The organism is Vagococcus sp. 211, assembly GCF_056322705.1.
In genome coordinates this window covers 2,016,341-2,042,263 of sequence record NZ_CM150475.1, presented here as the reverse complement: position 1 = coordinate 2,042,263, position 25,923 = coordinate 2,016,341, and the positions used below count along the sequence as shown (strand labels likewise).

20 protein-coding genes are annotated in these 25,923 nt (G+C 36.6%); 12 read left to right on the top strand and 8 right to left on the bottom strand.

The window, feature by feature from the left end; all coding sequences use genetic code 11:
- Positions 1-302 precede the first annotated feature (302 nt).
- Together ACVWM0_RS09735 and ACVWM0_RS09730 are read left to right on the top strand one after the other, a co-directional pair.
- Positions 303-1,829, top strand: coding sequence for an L-lactate permease (locus ACVWM0_RS09735; protein ID WP_476472447.1), 1,527 nt, complete (start codon positions 303-305; stop codon positions 1,827-1,829).
- A 418-nt stretch (positions 1,830-2,247) separates the two neighbouring features.
- A complete protein-coding gene (locus ACVWM0_RS09730; protein ID WP_476472446.1) occupies positions 2,248-6,636 on the top strand; it encodes a SpaA isopeptide-forming pilin-related protein in 4,389 nt (1,462 codons plus the stop codon).
- 39 nt (positions 6,637-6,675) lie between these two features.
- Here ACVWM0_RS09730 and ACVWM0_RS09725 read toward each other — a convergent pair whose 3' ends face one another.
- Positions 6,676-7,332 carry a Crp/Fnr family transcriptional regulator gene (locus tag ACVWM0_RS09725; RefSeq protein ID WP_476472445.1) on the bottom strand — a complete coding sequence of 219 codons (657 nt, stop codon included), beginning with the start codon at positions 7,330-7,332 and terminating at the stop codon, positions 6,676-6,678.
- Positions 7,333-7,532: 200 nt separating this feature from the next.
- Between ACVWM0_RS09725 and ACVWM0_RS09720 the strand changes: the two genes are divergently transcribed.
- Together ACVWM0_RS09720 and ACVWM0_RS09715 are read left to right on the top strand one after the other, a co-directional pair.
- Positions 7,533-8,708, top strand: a complete 1,176-nt coding sequence (locus ACVWM0_RS09720) for an MFS transporter (protein ID WP_476472444.1) — start codon at positions 7,533-7,535, stop codon at positions 8,706-8,708.
- A 25-nt stretch (positions 8,709-8,733) separates the two neighbouring features.
- Positions 8,734-8,913: a hypothetical protein gene (locus tag ACVWM0_RS09715; protein WP_476472443.1), complete on the top strand. Its 180-nt coding sequence runs from the start codon at positions 8,734-8,736 to the stop codon at positions 8,911-8,913.
- A gap of 37 nt (positions 8,914-8,950) precedes the next feature.
- Here the strand turns inward: ACVWM0_RS09715 and ACVWM0_RS09710 are convergent, their stop codons facing one another.
- Genes ACVWM0_RS09710 through thrC form a run of 3 tightly spaced genes read right to left on the bottom strand, consistent with a single transcriptional unit; the run spans position 8,951 to position 11,740 of the window.
- Entirely contained in the window at positions 8,951-9,388 is a 438-nt protein-coding gene (locus ACVWM0_RS09710; RefSeq protein WP_476472442.1) for an ACT domain-containing protein, read from the bottom strand.
- The gene (gene thrB, locus ACVWM0_RS09705) at positions 9,382-10,254 is read right to left on the bottom strand and encodes a homoserine kinase (RefSeq protein ID WP_476472441.1); all 873 of its coding nucleotides are present in this window, start codon (positions 10,252-10,254) and stop codon (positions 9,382-9,384) included. Before thrB ends, ACVWM0_RS09710 begins: the two co-directional genes overlap by 7 nt.
- Positions 10,241-11,740 (bottom strand): threonine synthase, encoded by a 1,500-nt coding sequence (thrC, locus tag ACVWM0_RS09700; protein WP_476472440.1) that lies wholly within the window; start codon positions 11,738-11,740, stop codon positions 10,241-10,243. Before thrC ends, thrB begins: the two co-directional genes overlap by 14 nt.
- Positions 11,741-11,822: 82 nt before the next feature.
- On the opposite strand from thrC, the gene ACVWM0_RS09695 reads away from it, so the two are divergent.
- From ACVWM0_RS09695 to ACVWM0_RS09685, 3 genes are read left to right on the top strand one after another with little or no spacing between them, the layout of a single operon-like run.
- Positions 11,823-12,968, top strand: a complete 1,146-nt coding sequence (locus ACVWM0_RS09695) for a homoserine dehydrogenase (RefSeq protein WP_476472439.1) — start codon at positions 11,823-11,825, stop codon at positions 12,966-12,968.
- A 1-nt stretch (position 12,969) separates the two neighbouring features.
- Positions 12,970-14,301: an aspartate kinase gene (locus ACVWM0_RS09690; protein WP_476472438.1), complete on the top strand. Its 1,332-nt coding sequence runs from the start codon at positions 12,970-12,972 to the stop codon at positions 14,299-14,301.
- The gene (locus tag ACVWM0_RS09685; protein WP_476472437.1) at positions 14,288-15,301 is read left to right on the top strand and encodes an aspartate-semialdehyde dehydrogenase; all 1,014 of its coding nucleotides are present in this window, start codon (positions 14,288-14,290) and stop codon (positions 15,299-15,301) included. Before ACVWM0_RS09690 ends, ACVWM0_RS09685 begins: the two co-directional genes overlap by 14 nt.
- A 45-nt stretch (positions 15,302-15,346) precedes the next feature.
- On the opposite strand, the gene ACVWM0_RS09680 is transcribed toward ACVWM0_RS09685, so the two are convergent.
- Together ACVWM0_RS09680 and ACVWM0_RS09675 are read right to left on the bottom strand one after the other, a co-directional pair.
- Positions 15,347-18,088 carry a polysaccharide deacetylase family protein gene (locus tag ACVWM0_RS09680; protein ID WP_476472436.1) on the bottom strand — a complete coding sequence of 914 codons (2,742 nt, stop codon included), beginning with the start codon at positions 18,086-18,088 and terminating at the stop codon, positions 15,347-15,349.
- Positions 18,089-18,160: 72 nt separating this feature from the next.
- The gene (locus ACVWM0_RS09675; protein ID WP_476472435.1) at positions 18,161-18,940 is read right to left on the bottom strand and encodes a Cof-type HAD-IIB family hydrolase; all 780 of its coding nucleotides are present in this window, start codon (positions 18,938-18,940) and stop codon (positions 18,161-18,163) included.
- Between the two features lie 410 nt (positions 18,941-19,350).
- Here ACVWM0_RS09675 and ACVWM0_RS09670 point away from each other — a divergent pair, with 410 nt between their 5' ends.
- The 5 genes from ACVWM0_RS09670 to ACVWM0_RS09650 all read left to right on the top strand — a co-directional run bounded on the left by ACVWM0_RS09670 (position 19,351) and on the right by ACVWM0_RS09650 (position 22,689).
- Positions 19,351-20,367, top strand: a complete 1,017-nt coding sequence (locus ACVWM0_RS09670; RefSeq protein WP_476472434.1) for a helix-turn-helix transcriptional regulator — start codon at positions 19,351-19,353, stop codon at positions 20,365-20,367.
- Positions 20,368-21,081: 714 nt separating this feature from the next.
- Positions 21,082-21,327 carry a GlsB/YeaQ/YmgE family stress response membrane protein gene (locus ACVWM0_RS09665; protein WP_476472433.1) on the top strand — a complete coding sequence of 82 codons (246 nt, stop codon included), beginning with the start codon at positions 21,082-21,084 and terminating at the stop codon, positions 21,325-21,327.
- Between the two features lie 47 nt (positions 21,328-21,374).
- Positions 21,375-21,935 (top strand): alkaline shock response membrane anchor protein AmaP, encoded by a 561-nt coding sequence (amaP, locus tag ACVWM0_RS09660; protein ID WP_476472432.1) that lies wholly within the window; start codon positions 21,375-21,377, stop codon positions 21,933-21,935.
- Between the two features lie 10 nt (positions 21,936-21,945).
- Entirely contained in the window at positions 21,946-22,128 is a 183-nt protein-coding gene (locus ACVWM0_RS09655; RefSeq protein WP_476472431.1) for a DUF2273 domain-containing protein, read from the top strand.
- A 30-nt stretch (positions 22,129-22,158) separates the two neighbouring features.
- Positions 22,159-22,689 carry an Asp23/Gls24 family envelope stress response protein gene (locus tag ACVWM0_RS09650; protein ID WP_476472430.1) on the top strand — a complete coding sequence of 177 codons (531 nt, stop codon included), beginning with the start codon at positions 22,159-22,161 and terminating at the stop codon, positions 22,687-22,689.
- 692 nt (positions 22,690-23,381) lie between these two features.
- On the opposite strand, the gene guaA is transcribed toward ACVWM0_RS09650, so the two are convergent.
- Entirely contained in the window at positions 23,382-24,911 is a 1,530-nt protein-coding gene (guaA, locus tag ACVWM0_RS09645; protein ID WP_476473702.1) for a glutamine-hydrolyzing GMP synthase, read from the bottom strand.
- 61 nt (positions 24,912-24,972) lie between these two features.
- Positions 24,973-25,896, bottom strand: a complete 924-nt coding sequence (coaA, locus tag ACVWM0_RS09640; protein WP_476472429.1) for a type I pantothenate kinase — start codon at positions 25,894-25,896, stop codon at positions 24,973-24,975.
- Between the last annotated feature and the right edge of the window lie 27 nt (positions 25,897-25,923).

Sequence of the window (25,923 nt, the reverse complement as noted above, 5' to 3'; positions counted from 1 at the left end):
GATAAGCCAAAGACATGCCTTGTGATGTTTTTGGCTTATTTAGTCATTCTTGTTTTTTTATCCTAATATTTTTGTAGTAAAAAAAATAAACATGTAGTGCTTTATTTATATTTTTTGTAATATTTGTGATTTTTAAAATGCATTATTAAATATAATTGTTAACTAATTAGAGTTATAAAAGAATACCCTTTCATAAATGAAAAAAAAAACATTTGCCAGGAATTATTTTTATGATTATTATAATGGTTGTACTTATAACGCTCAATAATTAATCATGAGCGAATTAAATGGAGGTAGGTAGAATGGAAGTAGGACGAACGCTTTTAGCAATTATCCCGATTGTTTGGTTGATTTTATCACTAGGGGTATTTAAGATGCGTGGAGACATCGCGTGTATGATCGGATTAGCATTAACGATCGTGTTGAGTATTATCGGTTTTGATTTCCCAGTGATGCATAGTTTAACAGCAGCAGCGGAAGGGCTAGTTATGGCTATTTGGCCAATTGTTTTTGTTATTATTTCTGCCGTATTTATTTATAACGTCAGCAAAGAATCAGGTGGAATGGACAACATCATGAAGATGTTAACATCTATTTCAAGTGACATGAGAGTGTTAGTATTATTATTAGCTTGGGGATTAGGCGGCTTTTTAGAAGCTGTTGCCGGATTCGGTACAGCCGTAGCTATTCCAGCAAGTATCTTAGCCGTATTAGGTATGTCACCAGTTCAAGCAGCTGTGATTTGTTTAATTGCTAATACGACACCAACAGCCTTTGGAGCTATTGGATTACCTGTTTCAACCTTAGCGCAAGTAACAGGATTAGAAGTAAAAGAGTTATCTTACATTGTATCGATTCAATTATTCTTATTGATTGTCTTGATTCCTTTTGTTTTAGTTGCCTTAACAGAAAATAAAGGATTCAAATCATTAAAAGGTGTGTTCTTCATTACATTAATGTCAGGGTTATCTTTTGGGGTTCCTCAAATTATCGTGGCTAAATATTTAGGTGCAGAATTACCATCAATCGTTGGTTCATTGGTATGTATCTTTGTAACAGTCATCATTGCCAAAATGATGCCACAAGACAAAGACGCAGAAGAAAAAGAATCAGTAAGTGCAGCAGATGGCTTTAAAGCATGGTTACCCTTTATTTTAGTTTTCATTTTCATCATGCTAAGTTCATCTATTTTCCCAGTACTACATGATGCTTTGAATAGTGTCAAAACACAATTCCCAATTTATATTGGTGAAGGTGCCAAGCCATATACAATTGCCTGGCTAACAACACCAGGAACGTTGATCTTGTTAGCGACTTTCATTGGTGGAGCCATTCAAGGACTAAGTATTGGTAAAATGTTCTCGATTTTATTCAGTACTATGAAACAAATGGGTAAAACAGTAGTAACGGTTGGTTCCATTGTTGCCTTGTCTAAAGTTATGGGCTACAGTGGTATGATTGATACGATTGCTGTCAGTTTAGTAGCATTAACTGGCTCATTCTATCCATTCATGGCACCAGTTATTGGAACATTAGGAACGTTCATTACAGGTAGTGATACGTCTGCCAACGTATTATTCGGAGAATTACAAGTACAAGTAGCAGACAGCTTAAATGTTAATCCTTATTGGTTAGCAGGTGCTAACATGGCAGGAGCAACAGCGGGTAAAATGATTTCACCACAAAGCATTGCGGTTGCCACAGGTGCAACAGGTCTTGTAGGTGAAGAAGGAAATATCTTAAAACAAGCCATGAAATATTGTGCCATGTACACATTAATTATTTGTTGTGTGGTATTTGGACTAGGTAAATTCTTAGGATATGTTTAAACTAAGTTATCAAAAGACTCGTTTTTTAACGGGTCTTTTTTTATTTTGTATGGTTAAGCATTTTGTTTGACTTTTATCGAATCTCTTTGTGAAAAATGAATGTTTTTTTGTAAGCGTTATTAAGGATATGTTCATCAATAACAGGTTAAAACAGAATGTAGAATAGAGAATAAAAATAACTTGTTAACTTATTTTTTTGATTAATTCGTTGATAAAACAACGTTTATATAACTTTAATATAGTAAGTGTTTATTTAAATGTTCTCTAATACTCCTTTAATAAAACGAGAAGTCAGCCCCCGTAGGCTTTATAAGTATTTTTCACCTTAATTGCACATACTTGTGAAATTAATGGAGGGAAAAATGAAACGAATGCGTGTATACTCGTTTTAAATCGTAAGTTTAAGGGGGATTTAAAAATGAAAGTACAACATATCATTAATAAAATGATGGTGTTTTTATTAGTAACAACACAAGTCCTAGTTGCTGGAACGAGTGTCGTTCAAGCAACGGACATGCAAGATGTGACAGCACAGTTATTAGACAATATTAGTGTGAGTCAAGACGCAGTAAGAGATGGGGATACGATTGAGGTATCAGCTGAATTTAGTGATGCTCGTGGGAAAATAAAATCAGGGGATACTATCTCTCTAACATGGCCAGAAATTAACAGTGCTACACTCAAAGCCTATAAGAGCAACTACCCAATAGAAGTTGGTGGTGTAGTGATTGGTCAAGCAGATATTCGTATTGATGGTGCGAGTATTACGTTTAATGAGTCAGTGGAGCAATTCGACCAGGGAAGTGTCCGAGGGGGGATTCATTTTTCAGCCACAGTCAGAAATCTAGCTGAAGGATCATCTACACAGACTATTAATATTGTAGCAGGCAATGTGACAAAAGAAATTTCGGTGACGAAAGAAGAGTACACAGGACCAGTTGGAACAAGGGATTTCAGCAGTAAAGCAGGTGTAATCTACGCGGAAAAACCTGATAACGTCTTTTGGGATATTAGTTTAAACAGTAATAATGCGATACTTGTACAAGATATTAATATGATTGATACAATCAAGGGAATTGGCAGTACTCAAGCCTTATTACCAGATACTTTTTATATTGAGGCAAAAGGACCAAGTCAAAATCAAACATATCATGGCGTAGCAGGCGTTCAAGCCTTCATGTCTGATTTTCAAGCCTCATTTGATTATTCAGAGGAAACAGGAAACATTCATGTTTCCATTCCACAAGGGACAGCAAACGGGACAAGTTTTCGTATTGCTTACAACACAGAACTATTAGATAAGAGTCAAAAAACGCTTTACAATGATCTAAGTGTGGCTTACCAAGTTTACAACGAAGAAGCAAAACAAGTAACGATTAACAGTGCGGCTGAAAATGCCAATAGCGGTGCATGGGGGACTGGAAATCAAACGGGGAAATTATTGATTACTAAGCAAAATGCTGTGACAAAAGAACCCTTGTCACACGCTAAGTTTGTGTTAAAAGATATGGAAGGTACTGTTGTCAGAGAAGAATTAGAATCAGACGCTAACGGCCATATTAGTGTCAATGGCCTTAAACCAGGACAGTATGTGTTAGAAGAAATAGCTGCTCCGGAAGGTTTTGACCGTTTAAAAGAAGGGGTGACGGTTAACATTGACCGACCTGAAGTAGCGGTTGTTGTAGAAAATCAGCCAATCCCTGTATTAGGTCGTTTACTAGTAACTAAAATTGACGCTAGCACGAAGCATGCACTAAGTGGTGCTGAGTTTGAGTTGACTTCTGTGCAGGACAAGAGCACACGTCAAGTAACAACAGATAAGAATGGGATGGCTGAGTTTACTGATTTACCGCTGGGAGCCTATTCTTTAAAAGAAATAGCCGCGCCGAAAGGCTATGTTTTAGATGCTACAGTGAAAGAAGTAGAAATAACAGGGACAAAAACAAAAGGACATGACACACGGATTACAGTTGAAAACAAAGCAGAAGTTATATTAGGTAGCTTAGAGTTAATGAAAGTAGATGAGGAGACCAAAGAGGCTTTATCTGGTGCCAAATTCACATTAACAAACAATCAAACAGAGGTAACTTATACTGTTGTCACAGATGATAAAGGGATAGGACGTGTCCAAAATTTACCATTAGGGACCTATACATTAGTTGAAACAGAAGCTCCAAAAGGTTATATCTTAGATAAAAAAGCAAGAACGGTGACGATTGAAAAGCAACAAGAGGGTAATAATGAAGTAACTATGACTATCCCGAATAAGAAAGTCATCCCATTAATTCCTTTGGTGCCAAGTACGCCGATAGGTCAAGTAGTCGTGACGAAAATTGATAGTTTAACAGGGGAGACATTACAAGGAGCGACCTTTAAATTAGTATCACTTGAGACAAAGAAAGAAGCACAGGCTGTCACAGATGATAAAGGGAAAGCTATTTTTAAAGAATTACCATTAGGTGACTATGACTTAACGGAAATTGAAGCACCTATGGGCTATATTTTGGATCAAAAGACTCACCGTGTTGTTGTAGAAAAAAATGAAACGACAGGTAATCGTACAAACATTACGGTGCTAAATGATGAAAAACCCCCAACAATACCTGAAGAACCGAAGAAGGAACTGGGAAGTTTACAAATCAATAAAATTAGTCGCCAGACTAAGGAAGGGTTAGCCGGAGCGACGTTCACATTAGTATCAAAAGCAACAGGCCATGATTACACAGTAATAACAGATGATGAGGGACGTGGGGTTATCATGGATTTACCATTAGGTGACTATGCCTTGAAGGAAATCAAAGCACCTGAAGGCTATGATTTAGATTCAAAGGTAAGAGACATTGAGATTGTTAAGGATCATGGGCTTGATAATCGCACCTTGATCACTGTAGAAAATACAAAAACAGTCCCATGGACGCCTCTAGTACCAAGCACACCAGTAGGACAAATACATTTGACAAAAATAGATGGTATGACAGGTAATCTATTACCAGACGCAACCTTTGAATTAATGTCTGAAGTAACAGGGTCAGTTCAGACTGTGACCACAGATGAAACAGGGCACGTGATTATCAAAGACTTACCAGTGGGGACATATCTATTAAAAGAAACCAAAGCCCCTAAAGGTTATAAGTTGGATGGTAGTAGTCACCGCGTGGATGTAGTGAAAAATGGTGAGAAAAAGAACATCACAGAGGTAACCATGATGAACGAACCAGACTTCCCGTGGGTACCAGTAGAACCGACAGAAGAAGTAGGGAATATCAGAGTCATTAAACAAGCAACAGGAACCAAAGAACGATTAGAAAAAGCCGAATTTAAATTAATATCTAAAGAAACAGGACACAACTACACTGTGACAACTAATGCCGATGGAGAAGGATTATTCGAAAAAATACCAGTGGGAGAGTATGGGCTAGAAGAAACCAAGGCACCAAAAGGCTATGTATTAGATCAAACAATCAGAGATGTGGAAGTGTTAGCAAGTAGTGATGGAAAAGAAATGGTAACAATCGAGGTAGACAATGCACCAGACATGCCGTTGATTCCATTAGAACCAAGTAAAGAAATAGGCCAATTAGAGATTACTAAAACAGATAATATCACAGGTAGAGTACTACCCGGAGCAATGTTTAGTTTAGTATCAAACACAACCGAGGCTCATTATACCGTAACAACAGACGCGATGGGTAAAGGCGTTATCAAAGATTTACCATTAGGGGAGTATCAATTAATGGAAACAGTCGCACCGAAAGGGTATGTCTTAGATAAAACAACAAGGCCTATTCATATTGTTTCTAATAAAGCGATGGGTAATAAAACAACGGTGATGATTACAAATGAACCAGAAGTACCATTAACACCATTAGAACCAAGTGTGTCTGTGGGAAGCTTAATTTTAACTAAAGTAGACGCTGAAACAGGAGAGAACCTAGCAGGCGCAGAATTTACAGTCGTATCTGATAGCACAGGGGCTGAATACCACCTTGTCACTGATCAGTTTGGAACGATAAGGCTTAAAGGGTTAGCAATGGGGAGCTACCAAATAACAGAAACAAAAGCACCAAAAGGTTATGTATTAAACAGCACATCAAGAGAGATAGAGATAACGAATAATAAAGAATTAAATAACGAAACACATATAGTTATTTCTAATAAAAAAGAATCAGAAGAATTACCAGTAGAACCAGGTGTTGCTATTGGAAGATTGCAAATTAAGAAAGTGGATTACCTAACAAAAGAAGCATTATCAGGTGCTGTTTTTACAGTAACGTCTAAAGAAACAGGGGATAGTTATGAAGTAACAACAGATGACAATGGTCAAGCAGAAGTGACGTGTTTAGAACTAGGTGACTATGAAGTGACAGAAGTTTTGGCACCAAAGGGGTATGTTTTGGATGGGAAAAGTCACACTGTGAGTATCGTGAAAAAGGAAGAGTCTGATTACATCACAACTATAACAATTGAAAACAAAAGAAAAGAAAAACAAGAGTTACCTGACGGGGAAGAAAAGCCAAAAAATCCTAAACCAACAGAGCAAACAAAAGGGGATAAAGTAACACGAGAGCCCCTAGTAACTACCAACAAACCAAGACCAAATAATCAGCCCTCTGAAACAATCAACGGACAAAAGCGAGGGCAATATCAGCATCAAAATAGTCAACAACCAACTGTGTCAAAAGCAACACGTTTGCCACAAACAGGAGAAAAAATGGAACCATTTGTGGCCTTTGGTTTGTTACTAATTGCTGCAGTCGGTTTAATCGGAGGTTACCGTTACTTCGATAAAAAACATTTGAATCAATAAGATAAAAACACACCTTGTAAGCACAAGGTGTGTTTTTATTTAAACAATAATGTTGTCTTTGATAATGTCCATATTCGTAATTAATATCTTACGGTCAACTATTTTAATAGCCTCTGATTCTTTTAATTGCTGCATCATACGGTTCACACTACTGGCCGATGAGATACCGCAAAAATGGGCTATTTCCTCATTGGTTGCTACGAAATCAATTAACAGACCATCAGGAGTCTCTACACCGAAAATCTCACTCATTGTATATATTTGGGTGCACACGGCACCGAATTTTCCATTCATCAACATTTGTTGCATTTTTTTCATAGAATGAAGCAATCGGTCTCGGTAGTAGTCTTTAACATAAGCTTGAAGAGCAGGATCTTGGTTAATATCCTTCCAAAAAGCGACCCGTTCGATTTGATAGAGTTCAGCGATATCAGATTCGATGCGAATGTTAAAAGGAGCATCGATAAAATGAGAATACTCATCTTTCATCAGAGAAACAATTTCTAAGTTGGCAATATATCTTAAATTAAATTCACGTCCATCTTTTGAGATGACGCTTGTTTTAATGACCCCACTCTTCAGAATATAAGAATAGCGGTCTTGAACCCCTTCGTAAGTGAGGTAACTTTTTTTTCGCTTTTTAATGACGGGGAAGTCTTTACTATCTAAATAGGATTGTAAAACGTCGTTGTTCATCTTTTTGGGGCTCCTTTCTAATAAAGTGTTCAATCATTTTATCTATATGTGATGAAAAAACAATAACAAATGTTAATATTATTTGTTTATACCTTTTAATAATGCGTTTTTTTGTTTACAAAGTCAATTTTTTTATCGATGATAAACGGTTATGATAAGGGAGGTTTCAGAAAATTACATTGAAAAGAGCGTGACTCCCTTTGAAAAAATCATCGGAAGAGACATTATTAAATAAAGGTTTTATTGGTATTACTCTTATTAATTTTATTGTGTATTTGGTTTATTACTTATTAATGGTTATTATAGCAGTAATTGCGCAAAAGGAGTTACATGCCACGCTAGGACAGGCTGGGCTTGCTTCGGGTATTTATATAATAGGAACGTTGATTGCACGTCTATTTATGGGGAAATGGCTAGAACTTATCGGGCGTAAACAAGTATTGAGATATGGGGTTGTTTTTTATTTACTCACAACCATCGCTTATTTACATTTACCTTCGATAGGTATCCTGTTCTTAGTGCGTTTATTAAATGGGTTTGGTTATGGAACGGTATCCACAGCAACCAATGCCATTGTCACATCTTACATACCACCATCAAAACATGGTGAAGGGATTAATTATTATGGTCTGAGTACAAGTTTGGCTGCAGCAATCGGTCCATTTATCGGGATGGTATTGTTGAATACAACTAGTTTTTATACGATTATCCTCTTTTCGATTGTTCTCATTGCATTGACAACGTTAGCGTGTTTTGCCTTTCCAGTTAAAAATATCATTTTAACATCGGAACATCGTGAGCTATTAAAAACATGGAAATTAGATAGTTTTATTGAGAAAAAAGTTTTATTCATCACTTTTATTGCTTTTTTAATGGGCTTATCGTATTCAAGTGTTCTCTCGTTCTTATCTTCTTATGCTGAAGTGCTGGATTTAGTATCTGTTAGTTCATTCTTCTTTGTGGTCTATGCGGTGACAGTGACGTTGACACGTCCTTTGTCAGGTAGGATTTTTGATGAAAAAGGAGAAGGGTATGTAATGTATCCTAGTTACTTATTTTTAGGGTTTGGTTTATTTTTACTTAGTGTTACCACGACGGGTTGGATGTTATTACTATCAGGTGCGTTCATTGGTTTAGGTTATGGGACGTTTATGTCGAATGGTCAAGCCGTGTGTTTAAAAACGAGCGACAGTCATAGAATTAGTATTTCATTATCCACTTATTTTATTGGGTTGGATTTAGGATTAGGCGTAGGACCTTACCTATTAGGCGAATTGCACAGCGTATTGTCTTTCCAAGGGTTGTACATCGTATCTGGATGTATCGCTTTATTATGCGCGATTCTATATAAATTATATTACAAGAAAAACTACTAAACAGTTTCAAGGAGATAGATGAAAGATGACAACAGAAGATAAAATATTAGATGTGTTAACACAAACGTTAACAAGCATTGAAATAATTAATAGAAAACTAGAAAAATTAGAAGCATCAAAAGAAATGACAGATGCGTTTCAAATGAACTTAGCTGTCTCATTGCAAGACTTAAAACGTGTGATGGAAAATGACACAATCATGTAACTAAAAAAGCTTTAAGCAGAAATGCTTAAAGCTTTTTTTATTCCATAGAAAGTAAGTTTATTTGGCTAACCCCTTCAATCATACCAATATCATCTAACATTTGGTTGATGGGCGTTGTGAGTCCTTTAATATCAATACTCACAATAACGTTTGCTTTATTTTGAATGGGGATGTTTTGATTGATTGTCAAAATGTTCCCTCCATGATCAGAGATATCGTTTAACACTCTTGATAATACCCCTTTGATATCTGAAAGGACAAAGGAAATCAACGCCGTTCTAACAACGTCCATGTGACTAGGGGCAAAGACATGGTCTTTGTATTTATAATAAGCACTTCGAGAGACCCCGACTTGTTTGACAGCGTCATTGATTTGCGTTACTTCCCCAGCATCTAACAGTTTTTTCACTTCTACGACTTTAGAGAACACCTCAGGTAAAATCGCTTCATTCACAATCAAATAATTTTTTAGCATATTATGGCTCCTTTTGTATCAATGTCTAACACCGTACAAGACCAATTATAACTTAATTCAATGGATTTATCAGTTAAGAATGGTTCAGGAACCTCTTCTTTAAAAAGAGCTAACACAGTTGGACCGCTCCCTGAAATAACATGGCTAACTGCTCCCTTTTCTCTTAGAATATCGCCCAGAGCATCGTAATCGTGAATCAAAGGCCCGCGATAAGGTTCGTGTAAAATGTCTTTTAGCATAAGGGATAATAAGGAGGTATCTCCTGTTTCAAGTGCTTTTAAAGAAAAGAGTAGACGACTTTGTTGTGCGACCACGTCTTTAAAGGACAGTGTATCAGGAAGACTTTTCCTTGCTATTTCTGTAGACAAAGTAAAGTCTGGGCTAAGAGCGACAAATGCATAAGACGGATGTACAGGGTACTCTTGATAGTGTACGTAGCCATCAACACTGGTAGAAGCAATTAAGCCACCTAAAATAGCGGGCGCCACATTATCTGGGTGTCCCTCAATTTCAGTACTGAGTGCCAAAATGTCTTGTTGATTGATAGGAGTATTGGTTAGTGCATAAGCAGCTAATATACCAGCAACCACACATGTTGCACTACTGCCTAACCCTCTTGCGTGGGGAATAGGGCTATCAATCCTCAATTTGAGTGGCTTAATGGGATAATTTAGCTGATTCATTGCCTTTTTATAAGCTTGATAGACTAGGTTATCTTCTGATTGAAATTCTTTTTGGCAACCAGAGATGTCGAGTTCCTCATGATAAGACACATAAAAGTTGGCTCTCATGGTCAGAGCCATCCCTAATGTATCAAAGCCGACACCTAAATTGGCAGTCGTTGCTGGAACACTAATATGAATCATACGCGCGCACCTCCAGTTGTTTAAGTAGGAACGTTTTCATGTCTTCTTTTAGAATCATGGTTGGGTGATAGATCTCTTTGTCTTTTAACTGAGCCAAAGGTTTAGGTATCGGCACACCTGTTAAGTTTTCCACCGCAGCCATACCAGAATAGTCATCCAAATCATTTGGCAACTGAGGCAAAGCATCGATGAGACTGCCGATAAATTTGTAAGGGGACGCAGTACCAAGGATTATTTTTGGTACCTGGTCTTTTGGTAGTTTGGTACTCATGTGATAAGCCACAGCCGTATGGGGATCAAGTAGATAGTCTTCCTCTTCCAAAGTCTCGCGTATGGTTTTAGAGACTTGGTCATCTGTCACGAAACCGCCAATAAAATCTTCTTGGATGATAGATAACAAATCAGGACGTAAGGTAAACATACCTGCTGTTTTTAACTGATCCATGCATTCCGCCACATAAGCGGTATCGTTCCCGCTAATATGAAACAAGAGACGTTCCATGTTAGAAGAGATAAGGATATCCATACTTGGAGAACTCGTTTTAACAAAGTCTCGTCTGATATCATAGACACCTGTTGCAATAAAATCAGCGAGAATATGATTTTGGTTAGAAGCGCACACTAGTTTTCTAATAGGGAGGCCCATTTTTTTCGCGTAATACCCAGCTAAAATGTTGCCGAAATTTCCTGTGGGAACAACCACGTCTATCGCATCATTACTAGCTATTTTTCCTGATAATAAAAGTTGCTGATAGGCATGGAAATAGTACACAATTTGTGGTACCAAACGACCAATATTAACAGAGTTTGCACTAGATAATTGATAATTGGTTTTATCTAAGGCTTCCAGTATGTCATGATCATGGAATAATTCTTTGATGCCACTTTGAGCATCGTCAAAATTCCCTGAAATACCAATCACGTCGAGATTATGTCCTTCTTGGGTTTGCATTTGTTGTTTTTGAATCACTGAAACACCTTCGCTTGGGTAGAAGACCAGCAGATCAACGAGAGAGTTGTCTTTAAATCCTTCTAGAGCAGCTTTTCCAGTGTCTCCACTTGTTGCCGTTAATATTAATAGTTTTTGTTCAATGCCTTGAATCAAAGCAGCGGTTGCCATCAGCTGTGGTAGTAGCGAGAGAGCCACATCTTTAAAGGCGCTGGTTGGACCGTGAAACAATTCTAAAACATAACGATCCCCAACGGTAACCAGAGGGGTTACTTTTGAGTGACTAAAGCTATGATCATAAGCGTTACCAACACATTGTTTGCATTGCTCGGATGTTAATTCAGGGAAAAATAAAGTCAGTACGCGTGTTGCGATGTCTTGATAAGATAATTCTTTTAAATGCATGAGTATATCAGAACCGTCAGGGATAGTTGGTAATACAAAAAGCCCACCATCAGGACTTAGACCTGTCAATATCGCTTCTGTTCCTGTTACGTGTGTCTGATTATTGCGTGTGCTTTGATAATTAGTTGTCATATAAACACTCCTTGTCTTACGTGTAGTCTTATGATACAATGTCCACATTATAAATACAAGTGTTTTTCACAGGAGGACAAAAATGAGAATAGGTATTCTAGGTTATGGAACAGTTGGTTCCGGTGTGTATGAACTATTACAAGAAACAAATAAAACAAAGAATCAGGAAATTGAGGTAGTACGTGTTTGGAATCGGCCCAATCCTACGAAAAACATCCCTCTTTATTGTGAAGAGGTAGATACCATCATTCAAGATACGACCATTCAATGTGTCGTCGAAACGTTAAATGGTATTCATCCTGCTTATGAGCTGATTAAGGCGTGCTTGCTTCAAGGTAAACATGTAGTAACAGCGAATAAAGCAGTGGTTGCTGCTTACTTTGAAGAATTTCAGCAACTAGCTGAAGAAAATGGAGTACAGTGTCGATACGAAGCAAGTGTAGGGGGTGGTATCCCTTGGATTACTAGCCTAGAACAAGTAAAACAATCTGAAGACATTAGATGTATTAGAGGGATTTTTAATGGAACCTCGAATTATATCTTATCTAATATGACAGAAAGCGGTATGGATTTTAGGGAAGCCTTACAAGACGCACAAAAACTAGGTTATGCCGAAGCGGACCCTAGTGCAGATGTGGACGGGATGGACAGCATTAATAAATTAGTTATTTCGGCTCAAGTGGGTTTTAATCGTAGCATACAAATGAGAGATCTTGTGGAGCATAGTATGCGGCATGTGACGGCAAAAGACATTAGCTATTTTAAAAAATTAGGCTATGTATTGAAATATGTAGGAGAAATTGTAAGAGACGAAGGAACGTGGGAAGGAAGCGTTATGCTACAAGCTGTTCCAAACACGCATCTTTTAGCCAATGTCTCACAAAATAATAATATGGGACTCTTAACAGGTTCAATCAGTGGCGAAATGGCCTTTTATGGTCAAGGTGCGGGAAAATACCCAACAGCGCAAGCTATGATAAGAGACATCGAAAAAATACGAGAAAAATCAGAAGAAAATAAGGTGATTTATTCATCTTTAGTATGGAATGACCACCGAGAGCATCGGTTTATTTTGATATCGGAGGAAGCCATTGAGTCCGATTGGTTTGTGCATCAAGAGGGTGCTTATTACGATAGCTTACCCATGACTTTTGATACCTTAGAAGCTGTGATAAAAAAATTATCCTCTTCGGTTCGTGTGATTAAGTATTTTGGTGAGGGGGAATAGTATGGTAAAAGTAGTCAAATTTGGTGGGTCAAGTGTGGCAAATGCGGAACAATTTCAAAAAGTGAAACACATTATAACTGCTGATCCAGAACGACGTATTGTTGTAACAAGTGCTAGTGGAAAAGTCGATAAAGAAGATCATAAAATAACAGATTTATTGTATTTATGTTATGAACATAAAAAATATGGCATGACAATTGATCCTATTTTTGATTTAGTGAGATCTAAGTTAACAACCATTGCCAAAAAATTATCTTTGGCACCAAATATAGAAAGTGAACTTGATGAATTATATCAGAGTATCTTAGAAGGAATGGAGCGAGAGGTACTAGTTAGCCGGGGAGAATACCTAACAGCTAAATTATTAAGTGACTATTTAGGTTACACTTTTGTGGATGCTAAGGACATTATTTTCTTTAGATATGACAAAGAACTAGATGAAGAGAAAACAGAAGCTGCTTTCAAAAAAGCTTTAGAAGAGCATCCTCGTATGGTAGTTCCTGGTTTTTATGGTGCGTTACCAGATGGTAGTATTTCTTTAATGACGCGTGGTGGTAGTGATATCACGGGGAGTATTTTAGCGCATGTGTCAGATGCGGAACGTTATGAAAATTGGACGGATGTTTCTGGCATTTTAAAAGCGGATCCTCGTATTGTCCCTACCCCGAAACAAATAGATGTTATCAGTTATGAAGAACTCAGAGAATTGTCTTATATGGGTTTTTCAGTGATACATGAAGAAGCTGTGTACCCGATTAAAAAGAAAAACATTCCGATTCATATTTTGAATACGAATGAACCGAATAATCAAGGAACCATTATTTTAAATAGTGTGGACACCGAGACCAGTGGCATGATTACAGGTGTAGCAGGTAAGAAGGACTTTTCTATCTTAACCATGGTTAAAGAACATTTATTTAAAGACGTGTGGACGATACGAAAAGCCTTAGATGTATTAGAGCATTACCATATTCCAGTAGAACAAATCGCCACAGGGATTGATACCTTTTCTTTTGTGATTCAAACGAGGCTATTAAAACCGTTGTACCACGAAATAGTACATCACTTATATGATACGTGTCAGATAGACAGAGTAACTGTTTTACATGAAAAAGCGCTTATTACCACAGTATCTAGGTTTATGAAAAATAAAACAGGGATGAGTGGCCGATTGTTTAAAACGTTAGGGGAACGGGAAATAAACATCGCTTTTATTTCTCAAACAAGTGACGAAATGAACATTATTTTAGGAGTAGATAATGACCGCTATGAAGAGACCATTCAAGCGATATACGATGAATTTGAAGGAGAAAAGAGAGATGAAACAGTATAATATTGGTATTTTAGGTATTACAGGGGCTGTGGGACAAGAGATGTTGAAGGTCTTAGAAGAAAGACAGTTACCTGTTGCTTCATTGCGTGTGTTTGCTTCAAAAAGAAGTGTAGGAAAAGAGGTATTATTTTTAGGTGAGGTTTTGACGGTTGAAGAATTAACTTCCTCGTCTTTTGAGGGGTTAGACATTGTCTTGTCTGCCTTAGAAGATGACGTTGCAGCTATTTACTTACCTGAAGCAGTTAAAAACGGGTGCCTAGTGATTGATAATTCTAGCATCTATCGTTTAGATGATGCGGCGCCTTTGGTCATTCCAGAGGTCAATGGTGAAGACATCTTAACTCATCAGGGAATCATTGCTAATCCTAATTGCTCCACTATTATTGCCTTAACTGCCGTAGCGGCCCTTCATAAAGAAGTGGGGATTAAGAGCATGGTAGTATCGACCTATCAAGCCGTGTCAGGTGCAGGAGTTCAAGGCATTGCTGAATTAGAGGAACAAGTAACAGCCCTAGAAGAAGGAAGAGAAGTCGTTCCTCGTGTGTTTTCAAGACAAATTGCCTACAATGTCATCCCTCAAATTGGTGGGTTTTCTGAGCAAGGAGACAGCAGTGAAGAGGCGAAATTACAAAATGAAGGACGAAAAATATTACATCAGCCTGAGTTAGACGTTAGTTGCACGTGTGTCCGTATTCCTGTCATGCGCTCTCACTCAGAAGCGATTACCCTTTTTTTCGAAGAAGAATTAGAATTAGAGTTAGCTAAACAGCTATTATCCAATGCACCAGGGGTTCGGTTTATGGATGAACAAGAGTCTGGTGATTTTCCTACACCGCTAGATACTACAGGACAGGATCTTGTCTATGTGGGTAGAGTCAGAGAGCAGCGTGTTGCAGGACAACAAGCCCTAGCTTTATGGTGTTGCGGCGATCAAGTTAGAAAAGGGGCAGCTACGAACGCCGTTCAAATTGCGCAAGCTTATATTGCCTACCAAAAATAACTAAAAAGACGTTCCCATTCTAAGAGAATGGCGAACGTCTTTTTATTAGAACCGAGACTGATTGTAACGGCTATAGTACTGGTTATTTGGTTTTTGCTGCATTTGTAGCAGTTCATCAACAGTGACAAACTCATAGCCCTGACGTCTCAAATTATCAATCATTTGAGGGACAGAATTAATTGAAGGTTGATGGATATCATGGAGTAAAATAATCGCACCATTATGAATGTTTTGATTAACTACTTGATTGATTGCTACAGGATTACGAGATTCCCAGTCACGAGTGTCGATACTCCACATGATAGATGGTTTTCTAGCAGCATTCGATACGGTCCAGTTAACGGCACCGTATGGCGGACGGAAACTTTTTGGTAAAACGCCTGTTGCCTTCACAATTTCTCTATCCGCATCCTTCATTTGTTGTGTTACTTGTTGGCTCGATAAAGAAGTCAATTGAGGGTGTGAGTAGCTATGACTCCCAATTTCATGCCCGTCATTTTTGACTTGTCTTGCCACACCTGGGTTTGCTCTAACACTATTACCAAGCATAAAGAAGGTCGCTTTCACGTTTTTATTCTTTAATGTTCTTAGTAGTTGTGGTGTTGTCACAGGGCTTGGTCCATCATCGAAGGTTAAAGCCACGTATTTTTTATTTTTATTAAGAGGTTTAACCGCTTTTCTCACTTCTTCTTGAGGGAAGAGACGATCATCAACAGCACCCACCAAATCTTGATAGGTAAGAGTAACTTGAGACATGCCAAGATTTTTTTGCGTTAACCTTACAATAAAGTGGTTGCCATCAAATGTGATATCATTTCTAGAAATCACAGGCATGTTTAATACATTGTTAATAATACTATTTCGATTATTCGATGTGTCGAGAATTTTTTGCTGTACCACATGATGAACAGCAAGTAAGCTATCCTGATTAGGGATTAATTTAGACATATCATATTGAGTGGCTGCTTTGGCATTGATATAGCCTAACCAGTTATTTTTATTATCATAAATTGAATAATAGTTACTACCATTAAAATGGTAATACATTCCTTTTGCTTTGAATTTTTTACCTTTAACATCTAGAGAGCGTTGTTTACTCCAATTAAAATCACGCCAAACAGGATAACTATTGCTGGAGAAAGTAACGTCTTTTCCATAGCTATAGTAGATTCCTTGTTTTCCATCAGCTAGAAGTGTTCCTTGCTTATTAATATAGCCTATCCACTGATTTTTATTGTTATAAAGAGAGTAATAGGTTTGTCCATTGAAATGTTGGTACATCCCTTTTGCTACCAAAGTTTCTCTTTGGTGGTTTAGAGCGTTGTTTTTTTTCGTCCAATTAAAATTTTGCCAAATGGGTTGGTTTTTATTAGCCATGCTAAGGTAAAGTGTTGTTTTTTGAAAACGTCCTTCAGGCCCATTTGCCACAGAAGCTCCTTGTTGATTTATATAGCCAACCCATTTGTCTTTGTTATCGTATAAAGATAAATAGGTACTACCATTTATATGATGATAGCGTCCTTTTGCTTTTAGAGTTCGACCTTGGTATGTTGCGCTGTTTCTTTGATTAGACCAATTGAAGTTGGTCCAAATAGGATAACTTGATTGCTTCAAAGTCACGTATTTATTATACGGTTGATAAATCCCTTGAGCCCCATCAGCAAGGGTTGTTGCTTTGGCATTGACATAACCTACCCATTGTCCTTTATTGGTATAAAGGGAGAGATAAGACTCCCCATTAAAATGTTGATAGCGCCCTTTTGCTAAGTAAGTTTGGTTCATTTCATTTTTTGAATGATTAATTTGTTTCCAATTAAAATTACTGTAAATAGGGTAAGATGAGCGTGTGAAAGTAATGTATTGGTTATATGGGATGTAAGCACCACTTTTTCCCGTAGCTATAGTCACTGAAGAGCTTGGAACGTAGCCGATCCATTTGTCTTTATTATCGTAGATAGAAAGATACTGGGTTCCATTTATATGGTAATACGTGCCTTTAGCATAAAGTGTTTGGTTCATCCATTTTTTGGTGGTATCTTTTACCCCACCTGTGAAATTACTGTAGATAGAATCATTGCCACTTGTCACTGATACGTATTTTTTAAAAGACACGTAACGTCCTTGTGGTTGATCCGTGATGCCTGTTGAGATATCTTCTGCCAAACCTATTAAGTCATCTTTACCGTTTAATAGTGGCGTGTAGCTATGGTTGTTCACTTTAATGGTTGCTTGTGTTTTGAACGTGTGATTGTGAAGAATATTTTTATCAACGGTAGTCGTTAGAGAACCATCTTTGAATACCTTAATATCTGAGTCTTGATTTGCCAAAGTGAGATAGGTGTCTTTGTAGACTAAAGACGTTTGTACGGCTGAATGTAAGATAAAACCAGACATATTATCAGGTGTAGTGAAGTGATAATAGCTGTCTAGGTTGTCTAATTGCCATTCTGAATCGATGGTGATTAGTTGATTGGATAAGACCGATATAGGTAGGCCATTAGCTTGTTTTTCCACATCCTGTTGTACAGCATAGTAGTCGCCTTGCGTTACCGTGATACTCCCATAAATGAAAGGGGTAAAGGTCTTAGTTTGTTTTAATTGATTGTCAGTGCTTAAAGGTGGGACGAGTTCTTCTTGTGATTCTGAGGTACTGATTTCTGTGGCACTTAGGTCTGTGGTACTTAAGCTGCTACTACTAGTTTCTTCTTCTGCGAGACCAATGATACCTACGGAGAAAAATAAACTGAGTAAAACAATGTTAATAACGTGTTGCAGGCTCTTTTTCATATAAACTCCTCCAGTTATAATGATTTTCTTTGACTTGAGTATAACAAACTAGTAAGAACGAGAACAGTCCGATTAAGATAATAAGTCAAAATAGCGTAGCCCTTCTTGAACGCCGTCTTTAGAAGTGGCCACATAAGTAGCTACCTCTTGTAGTTCTTTTGGGGAATCAGCCATAGCCACGCTATATTGGGCAGCTTTGAATAATTCGATATCATTGTTAGCGTTACCAAAAGCATAGGTAGGAACGTGAGCTAACCCCAGGTGATCGCATAAAGTTGTCATACCTAGTGCTTTTGAGACATGTTTAGGTAAGATGTTCACACCTAGGGGAGTGAAGCGAACCCAATCATAGGTACTAGATAAAGCATCGTGATAGATGGTTTCTTCTTCTTTTGGCGCATATAAATTCAAGAAGGTTACTCTTTGATTGTTATAAAAGTCTGGATCAACTGGCACATCTCTAATGTCCATATTCATATGTGCTAGGTGTTGTTTGACAGTATCAGTCATAGTGGAAATAGCATACCCTTCTTGGTTAAAAAAACCAATGCTATGTCCTTGTTCTTTGGCTAAATCTAAAAAGTTACTGACTTCGGTGTGAGTAAAATGTAAATCTTGTAAGAGGTGGTTATCATGCACGACGTAACACCCGTTGGATAGAATATAACTAGTGATGTCCAGTTCATCTAAGAGATGTTTCACTTCATAGTAATTTCGTCCCGTAGCGATGACAGGAAGACCACCTTGTTTAACAAGATCATGTATCATATGTTTCATAATAGGTGTGACAGTTAAAGCATTATCGGTAAATAAGGTTCCATCTAAATCGAAAAAAATAACATGTTTATGCATTATTACTATCTCCTTTTTATATAAAATTCTATTCTTACAGTATCATATCATGTTAAAGATAAGCATATTAAACTATTGTAGTAATACAATTTAAATAAGAAAAAATTCATTTATATCATTATATAATAGCGGTATAAATGTATTATAGATAGTAAAATTTTAACGTTACATGTAATTAGTTTGGTATTATTACGTTTAATAATTTGAAAAACACATTTAAATGAACTAATTTATTTTTTTGGTATTTTTTATATCTTAATAAATGTTATTATGTTATTAGTGTATTGGTTAATAGTCATAGCGAACAATTTTTGAGGATAGAACAAACAGTGAGAAGTATCATATGGCAAAATGGATGTGTTTTAGGATTATTGTTAAGAGATGATGTTCAGGAAGAGGAGTGAAAATAAGTGAATTGTCAAAAACGATTGTTGTTCATATTTATTAAGTTATTAAGTGGTGAAAAAATAAATAAATTTGATTTAATGGCCATCTTCGATAAAAAAGAATCCACCATACAAAGAGATATCTCGCATATTGAATCAGTATTAGAAGACAGCATGTATGGTACTGGTATCTTAAAAGAGGCAGCCTTAATAAGAGATCATAAAGGTAACTACCACTTACAAGGACTTGATAAAATAGGTCAACTTGGTCACTTAACAGATGATGATTTGTTTATTATATTGAAAATACTTCTATCAACCAGAATATTTAATAAGCAAGAGATGACGGTACTAATTGAAAAATTGTTGACGATGTCGCAAGATAGAAAAGGATTAGAACAATGTGTTGGCAATGAATATGTTTACTATCAAGGAATATCTGTAGATAATATGATTCCACGTTTATCATTTATAGCTAATGCTATCCGTTGCCACGGTATGTTGGAATTTAGCTATACTAAAAATGGTGAGACAGAGATATTTAGAAGAGTACCTAACGCTATTTATTATTCAGACATGTATTTTTTCATGATTTGCTCATCACATACAGCAAAAGACGATCGAGACTTCAAGACACTCAATAAATTTAGAATTAATAATATGTATGATGCTAAAATGGTATCCACATGTAATAAAGTGTCACGTAAAGACAAGTTTGAAGGGGGGATCCTTAGAGGACAAACACCATTTCCTTTTTTAGGTAACCCTATATTACTCGTCATCGATTTTTATTACGACCCAATCTATGTTTTAGATCGATTTCCAGAATCTAGGATTGTACAGGAAAATGTTGACGGTAGTTTTAGAATTGAATTGAGGGGAAATGATGGTTATGGAGTTAAAATGTGGTTGCTAGGCCAAGGCCATATGGTAAAAGTAATCTCCCCTAATCATATTAAAGAGTATCTCGTCAAAGAAATAACTAAAACAATGTCTTATTATAACTTGGAAGTCATCGAAAGAATTCAAAAGAATAGCTAGACAATGAAGATTTTTTATTAGAAAGAATTTAATGATGTAATCTTTGTATTAGTAACAAAAACATGATTATATTATTAGAGACAATAAATGGCGAGAGAAAAAATCGTTAAAAAGTTAAAATGAATAATCAAGCGGTTAAATAGTAGATCTGTTTATGTATAATAAACAGCGAATACTTTATCAGATAATGAAAACATAAACGTAATTGTTTATCTAACTAACAAAAGACAGAGAAATTCTGTCTTTTTATTTTGAGTGACAGGGATGTGAGGGCATTTAGTCATTTAACTTTCAAAAAAAATATAGTAAGTGTTATTAAATAAAGATGGATTATTATTTTATAATGTTGATTGTCTTATTCGGATGATTTATAAGCTGTTTGTTGTCTATATAAACTACACATAGATAGGTGTGATGTTTTATTTTATTTTATTTATAAAAATATTAAATGTTATTTAATATAAAAAATCAAGGTGCGTCCCTGTTTTTTTAAGACGTGTTTTATAAAAAAGATAGAAAAAATCAGTCTTGATGTATCGAGTTTTTTTGGTGTCTACTTGGATATTTTTGTTTTAATAACGACCTTTAATAATAATGAAAAGAGATTTTTACGTCTGTTATCCTAAGGGTTTTCCTTTGTTTTGAGACACGTAACAGTAATATACTATGTGTGTAGTTAAGAAACAAAAAAATAGTTTGAAGGGAGTTTTCAACATGAGTTTACTATGGTCATTAATTATAGGCGGAGTTATCGGTGCTATTGCAGGAGCGATTACCAATAAGGGTGAGTCCATGGGATGGATTGCTAACATCGCTGCAGGTCTAATTGGTTCTTCTATCGGACAAGCGATACTAGGTGATTGGGGTCCAATGGTTGCAGGTATGGCAGTTGTACCATCTATTTTAGGAGCAGTTATTTTAGTTGCTGTTGTTTCTTTCTTCTTAGGTAGAAAAGCCTAAACAAGACAGTCTCTTTAGGAATGGTGTGTTAAGAAGGAGGAATGATGATGGCCAGATGGCAAAAAATATTACTTATTATCTTAAGTATCCTTAGTATGGGCTTATTTCTAAGTGTGATGTTTTTATTTGGACCACTCACGATGATTCGCTATGTTCCACCCATTACTATGCAACATATGTCATTTTATCCCTATCTTATTGAGTTTCTATTTTGGGGAAGTGGTATCTTACTTGCTTTGAGTGTCATTGTTCTATTAGTGATTATCTTTGCACCACGCAAAAAGCCTGAGATCTTATTAAAAGAAAATCGAGGGAGCTTGGTGTTACATAAAAAAGCCATTGAAGGATGTGTTAAGTCTGCGGTTGATTTGGACGACTTAATGAACCACCCTACAGTGAAAGTAAGTACAACGAAACGACGCATTAAAGTTAAGATAGTAGGTTCAATCAAACGTACTGGTAATTTATTAGGGAGAACGGATGAATTAGCCGAACAAATTAGACAGGACCTAATGAACTTATTAGGGATCGATAAAGAAATTAACGTACAGGTTGCTTTTAAAGAGCTCTCATCAGACACTAAGAAAAACAAGAGAAGAGTCGTATAGGAGGGATAAAATGGATTTGAAAACATGGTTGAATTACTATAAATGGCCGATAATAGGGGCGCTATTAGGGTGTTTACTGGGGATATTATTCTTTACCTTAGGTTTTTTCAAAACGTTGATTCTCTTAGTATTGACATCTCTAGGGTGTCTCGTGGGAATCTATATGAAGAATAGTGGTTATTTTCCAGAATGATAGAAGAAAAAATATTAGGAGGAATTTATAATGGACAAAACAAATCAAAGACAAGACGCAGTGAACGTAACGGTTAAAGGTGAATTGACATTTGAGGACAAAGTCATCCAAAAAATTATTGGTATTTCTTTAGACAGTGTTCCAGGTTTACTATCAATCAATGGTGGTTTCTTCTCTAGTATTACAGATAAATTAGTGAATACTGACAATGTAACGTCAGGTATTGACGTAGAAGTAGGTAAAAAACAAGTAGCAGTCGATTTAGATATTGTGGCTGAATATGGCCGTAATATTGAAGAAATCTTTAATAGTATGAAAGAAGTCATTGTAGAACAAGTTAATCGAATGACAGGTTTAGACGTTATTGAAGTGAATGTTAACGTAGTGGATGTAAAAACGAGAGCTCAACATGAAGAAGACTCTGAAACGGTTCAAGATAAAGCAGAAGACGCCTTTGAAAGTACAAGTGAGTTCACATCTAAACAAGCTGAAAAAGCGAACAAAGCCTTGAAACGAGAAGGAAACAAAGCGAAAAAAGAAATGGAACCAAGAGTAGAGTAATAAATGAAGAAAGAAAGCCTCATTGAAGATGTCTAGAACTGATTACAAAATGTGAGGCAAATAAAAATTCCCGTTTATTTCATTTTATATGAAGTAAACGGTTTTTTTTATGATAAAAAGAATTGGCTTCACAGTAGAAGTAAAAGAAGAAGCTATAAAATGAAATTCGAAGGTTGAATAAATCTATAAAATATAAACAGACCCAATGTTCGGAATAAGCTACAGGTGAAAAAAATAGTGTAAATAATTTAGAAATGGAGAATCTTATCGATTCTCTTCGGCTGTAGGGAAATGATAAACTTATGGAAAAGCCTATATATAGTATCGTGGATGGATTCAATGGAGAAATCCATAATACATAATTAGTGACAAAAAGGATATTGCATGTGTTTTAGATACTTTAAATCAATTACTTAGTCTCCTAGATAAATAGACGCTTTATTCAGAGCGAAATACGGTCTTATTATCAAGGAACAAAAGAAAAAAACATTATTAAAAGTATGCTAGAAAAGAGATACCTGTAGTTAATTCTTCGATAGAATCGTTTCACCAACTATTATAATAAAGAAAGAATTCAACAAAAATACGATTACTTGTCTCCGGTTGAATAATGGAAAAAAGTAATCGCATAGTTTTTTTAACGGTCCTGTTTTAGGTATTCATTCCCCTATTCAACGGACTGTATTTATATTCTATTCCCACTCAACAGTTGCAGGTGGCTTGCTCGTAATATCGTACACGATACGGTTAACATGATCCACTTCGTTAACGATACGAACAGAGATTTTTTGTAGTAAATCCCAGTCGATGCGTGCGAAGTCAGCTGTCATACCGTCAATTGAAGTGATGGCACGAATACCAACTGTGTAGTCATACGTACGACCGTCTCCCATAACACCAACTGAACGGATGCCAGGAAGCACTGTGAAGTATTGCCAGATATCGCGGTCAAGACCAGCGTTAGCAATTTCTTCACGTAAAATCGCGTCACTTTCGCGAACGATTTCTAATTTTTCTTCTGTAATTTCACCAAGAACGCGGATACCAAGACCTGGTCCTGGGAATGGTTGACGCCATACTAAAGCTTCAGGCATTCCTAATTCGATTCCTAATGCGCGTACTTCGTCTTTGAATAATGTGTTTAATGGTTCGATTAATTCGAATTCCATGTCATCTGGTAACCCACCAACGTTGTGATGTGATTTAATCACTTCAGCTGTGTCAGTTCCACTTTCGATAACGTCTGTGTAAAGTGTTCCCTGAGCTAAGAAGTCAATGCCTTCTAATTTAGTTGCTTCGTCATCAAATAAATAGATAAATTCGTTACCAATGATTTTACGTTTTGTTTCTGGGTCAGAGACACCCGCTAATTTGTCTAAGAAACGTTTCTTAGCATTCACGCGGATGATGTTTAAGCCAAATTTACCAGATAGGCTATCCATCACTTGATCGCCTTCGTCTTTACGTAGTAAACCGTGGTCAACAAAGATACACGTTAATTGGTCGCCGATTGCTTTTTGTAAAAGAACCCCAACAACACTTGAGTCAACCCCACCAGATAAAGCAAGTAAGACTTTTTTGTCGCCTACTTGTTCACGGATTTTGTTGATTTCTACATCAATGAAGTTTTCCATTGACCAGTCGTCTGTAGCGCCACAAATGTCAAAGGCAAAATGACGTAGCATGTCATTACCATGTTCAGAATGACGGACTTCTGGATGGAATTGAACAGCGTACAAGCCTTTTTCATGGTTTTCCATAGCTGAGATAGGGCAGTTAGCGCTTGTTGCCACTACATCAAATCCAGCAGGAACTTCTGTTACTAAGTCACCATGGCTCATCCATACTTGGTGATGCTCTGGTAATTCCTTGAATAATTTAGTTGATGAATCAGAGATGTCTAACATCGCTTTACCGTATTCAGGAGCACCGGCACTCTTAACAACGCCACCTAATTTGTGAGTCATTAATTGCATACCGTAGCAAATACCTAAAATAGGAATGCCTAATTCAAAAATTTCAGGGTCAATTGAGAAACTTTCTTCGTCATATACACTGTTTGGACCACCTGAGAAAATAATTCCCTTTGGTGCGATTTCCTTAATTTCTTCTACAGTTATCTTGTGGCTCATTAATTCAGAGAAAACTCCGAACTCTCTAATGCGTCGTGTAATCAACTGGTTATACTGGCTACCAAAATCTAATACAATGATTTTTTCCATGTCTTTAAAATCTGACGTGTTTGTCACTTGCTTCACCCTATCTTTCTTCGTATTTGGTTTATTAGAATCGTCTCAAGGAAACTTCATCGATGTCGTGATTTTTTGTTTTATGTAAAATCACGTCAGCCCGACTACGAGTCGGTAAGATGAATTCGTTTAGGTTCGTTAGATTGACAGATTGCCAAATTTGTTTGGCAAAAGCCAACGCGTCTTCTCGAGGACCATTCGCATATTCATAATAATAATTAGTTTCGTCGTCTTTTGCAAGGTCTAACAATGCTTCAAAGCGTTGTAAGTACCATGATTCGATTAAATCTGAGTCAGCATCGACATAAATTGAAAAATCAAAGAAATCGCTGACATAAATCTGTTGGTTTGCAGGTAATTGAAGGACGTTAATGCCCTCTACTATAAGGATATCAGGCTGTTCAATGGACTGATATTTGTCTGGAATAATGTCATAAATTTCATGAGAATACTCAGGTATTTTAAGGTTATCTTCCCCATTTTTTACTGAGTTCAAAAAATTTAATAAACGTTCCATATCATAACTTTCTGGAAAGCCTTTCTTATCCAAAATACCATGTTCTTTTAAATAATCTGTGGGGTAAAGAAAACCATCTGTTGTAATGAGTTGAACGTTTCGTCGTTTGAAGACGCGAGACAACATCATTTGTAACAATCTAGCGGTAGTACTTTTACCTACTGCGACACTTCCAGCAACGCCAATGATAAAGGGTGATGGTGTGACAAATTTTTGCATAAATAATCCTTTGCTTAATTGCAAAGATTCATATTCCTTCATATAAATATGAATTAAATGAGTCAGAGGAATGTAAATGTCCTGGACATCTTGTAGAGAAATGCGGTCATTGAAACTTTTTATTTGTTGCAATTCCACATCACTCAAAGGTGCGACACCATTTCGATAGAAATTTTGCCATTCTTCACGACTTAATCGGTAGTAGTTTGATCTCTCATCCATTGTTAAGCTCCTATATATAATAGTAAT

Coding starts and splice junctions, on each gene's coding strand:
- ACVWM0_RS09735 (WP_476472447.1), top strand. CDS start 303: ATGGAAGTAGGACGAACGCTTTTAGCAATTATCCCGATTGTTTGGTTG.
- ACVWM0_RS09730 (WP_476472446.1), top strand. CDS start 2,248: ATGAAAGTACAACATATCATTAATAAAATGATGGTGTTTTTATTAGTA.
- ACVWM0_RS09725 (WP_476472445.1), bottom strand. CDS start 7,332: ATGAACAACGACGTTTTACAATCCTATTTAGATAGTAAAGACTTCCCC.
- ACVWM0_RS09715 (WP_476472443.1), top strand. CDS start 8,734: ATGACAACAGAAGATAAAATATTAGATGTGTTAACACAAACGTTAACA.
- ACVWM0_RS09710 (WP_476472442.1), bottom strand. CDS start 9,388: ATGCTAAAAAATTATTTGATTGTGAATGAAGCGATTTTACCTGAGGTG.
- thrB (WP_476472441.1), bottom strand. CDS start 10,254: ATGATTCATATTAGTGTTCCAGCAACGACTGCCAATTTAGGTGTCGGC.
- thrC (WP_476472440.1), bottom strand. CDS start 11,740: ATGACAACTAATTATCAAAGCACACGCAATAATCAGACACACGTAACA.
- ACVWM0_RS09695 (WP_476472439.1), top strand. CDS start 11,823: ATGAGAATAGGTATTCTAGGTTATGGAACAGTTGGTTCCGGTGTGTAT.
- ACVWM0_RS09690 (WP_476472438.1), top strand. CDS start 12,970: ATGGTAAAAGTAGTCAAATTTGGTGGGTCAAGTGTGGCAAATGCGGAA.
- ACVWM0_RS09685 (WP_476472437.1), top strand. CDS start 14,288: ATGAAACAGTATAATATTGGTATTTTAGGTATTACAGGGGCTGTGGGA.
- ACVWM0_RS09680 (WP_476472436.1), bottom strand. CDS start 18,088: ATGAAAAAGAGCCTGCAACACGTTATTAACATTGTTTTACTCAGTTTA.
- ACVWM0_RS09675 (WP_476472435.1), bottom strand. CDS start 18,940: ATGCATAAACATGTTATTTTTTTCGATTTAGATGGAACCTTATTTACC.
- ACVWM0_RS09665 (WP_476472433.1), top strand. CDS start 21,082: ATGAGTTTACTATGGTCATTAATTATAGGCGGAGTTATCGGTGCTATT.
- amaP (WP_476472432.1), top strand. CDS start 21,375: ATGGCCAGATGGCAAAAAATATTACTTATTATCTTAAGTATCCTTAGT.
- ACVWM0_RS09655 (WP_476472431.1), top strand. CDS start 21,946: ATGGATTTGAAAACATGGTTGAATTACTATAAATGGCCGATAATAGGG.
- ACVWM0_RS09650 (WP_476472430.1), top strand. CDS start 22,159: ATGGACAAAACAAATCAAAGACAAGACGCAGTGAACGTAACGGTTAAA.
- guaA (WP_476473702.1), bottom strand. CDS start 24,911: ATGGAAAAAATCATTGTATTAGATTTTGGTAGCCAGTATAACCAGTTG.
- coaA (WP_476472429.1), bottom strand. CDS start 25,896: ATGGATGAGAGATCAAACTACTACCGATTAAGTCGTGAAGAATGGCAA.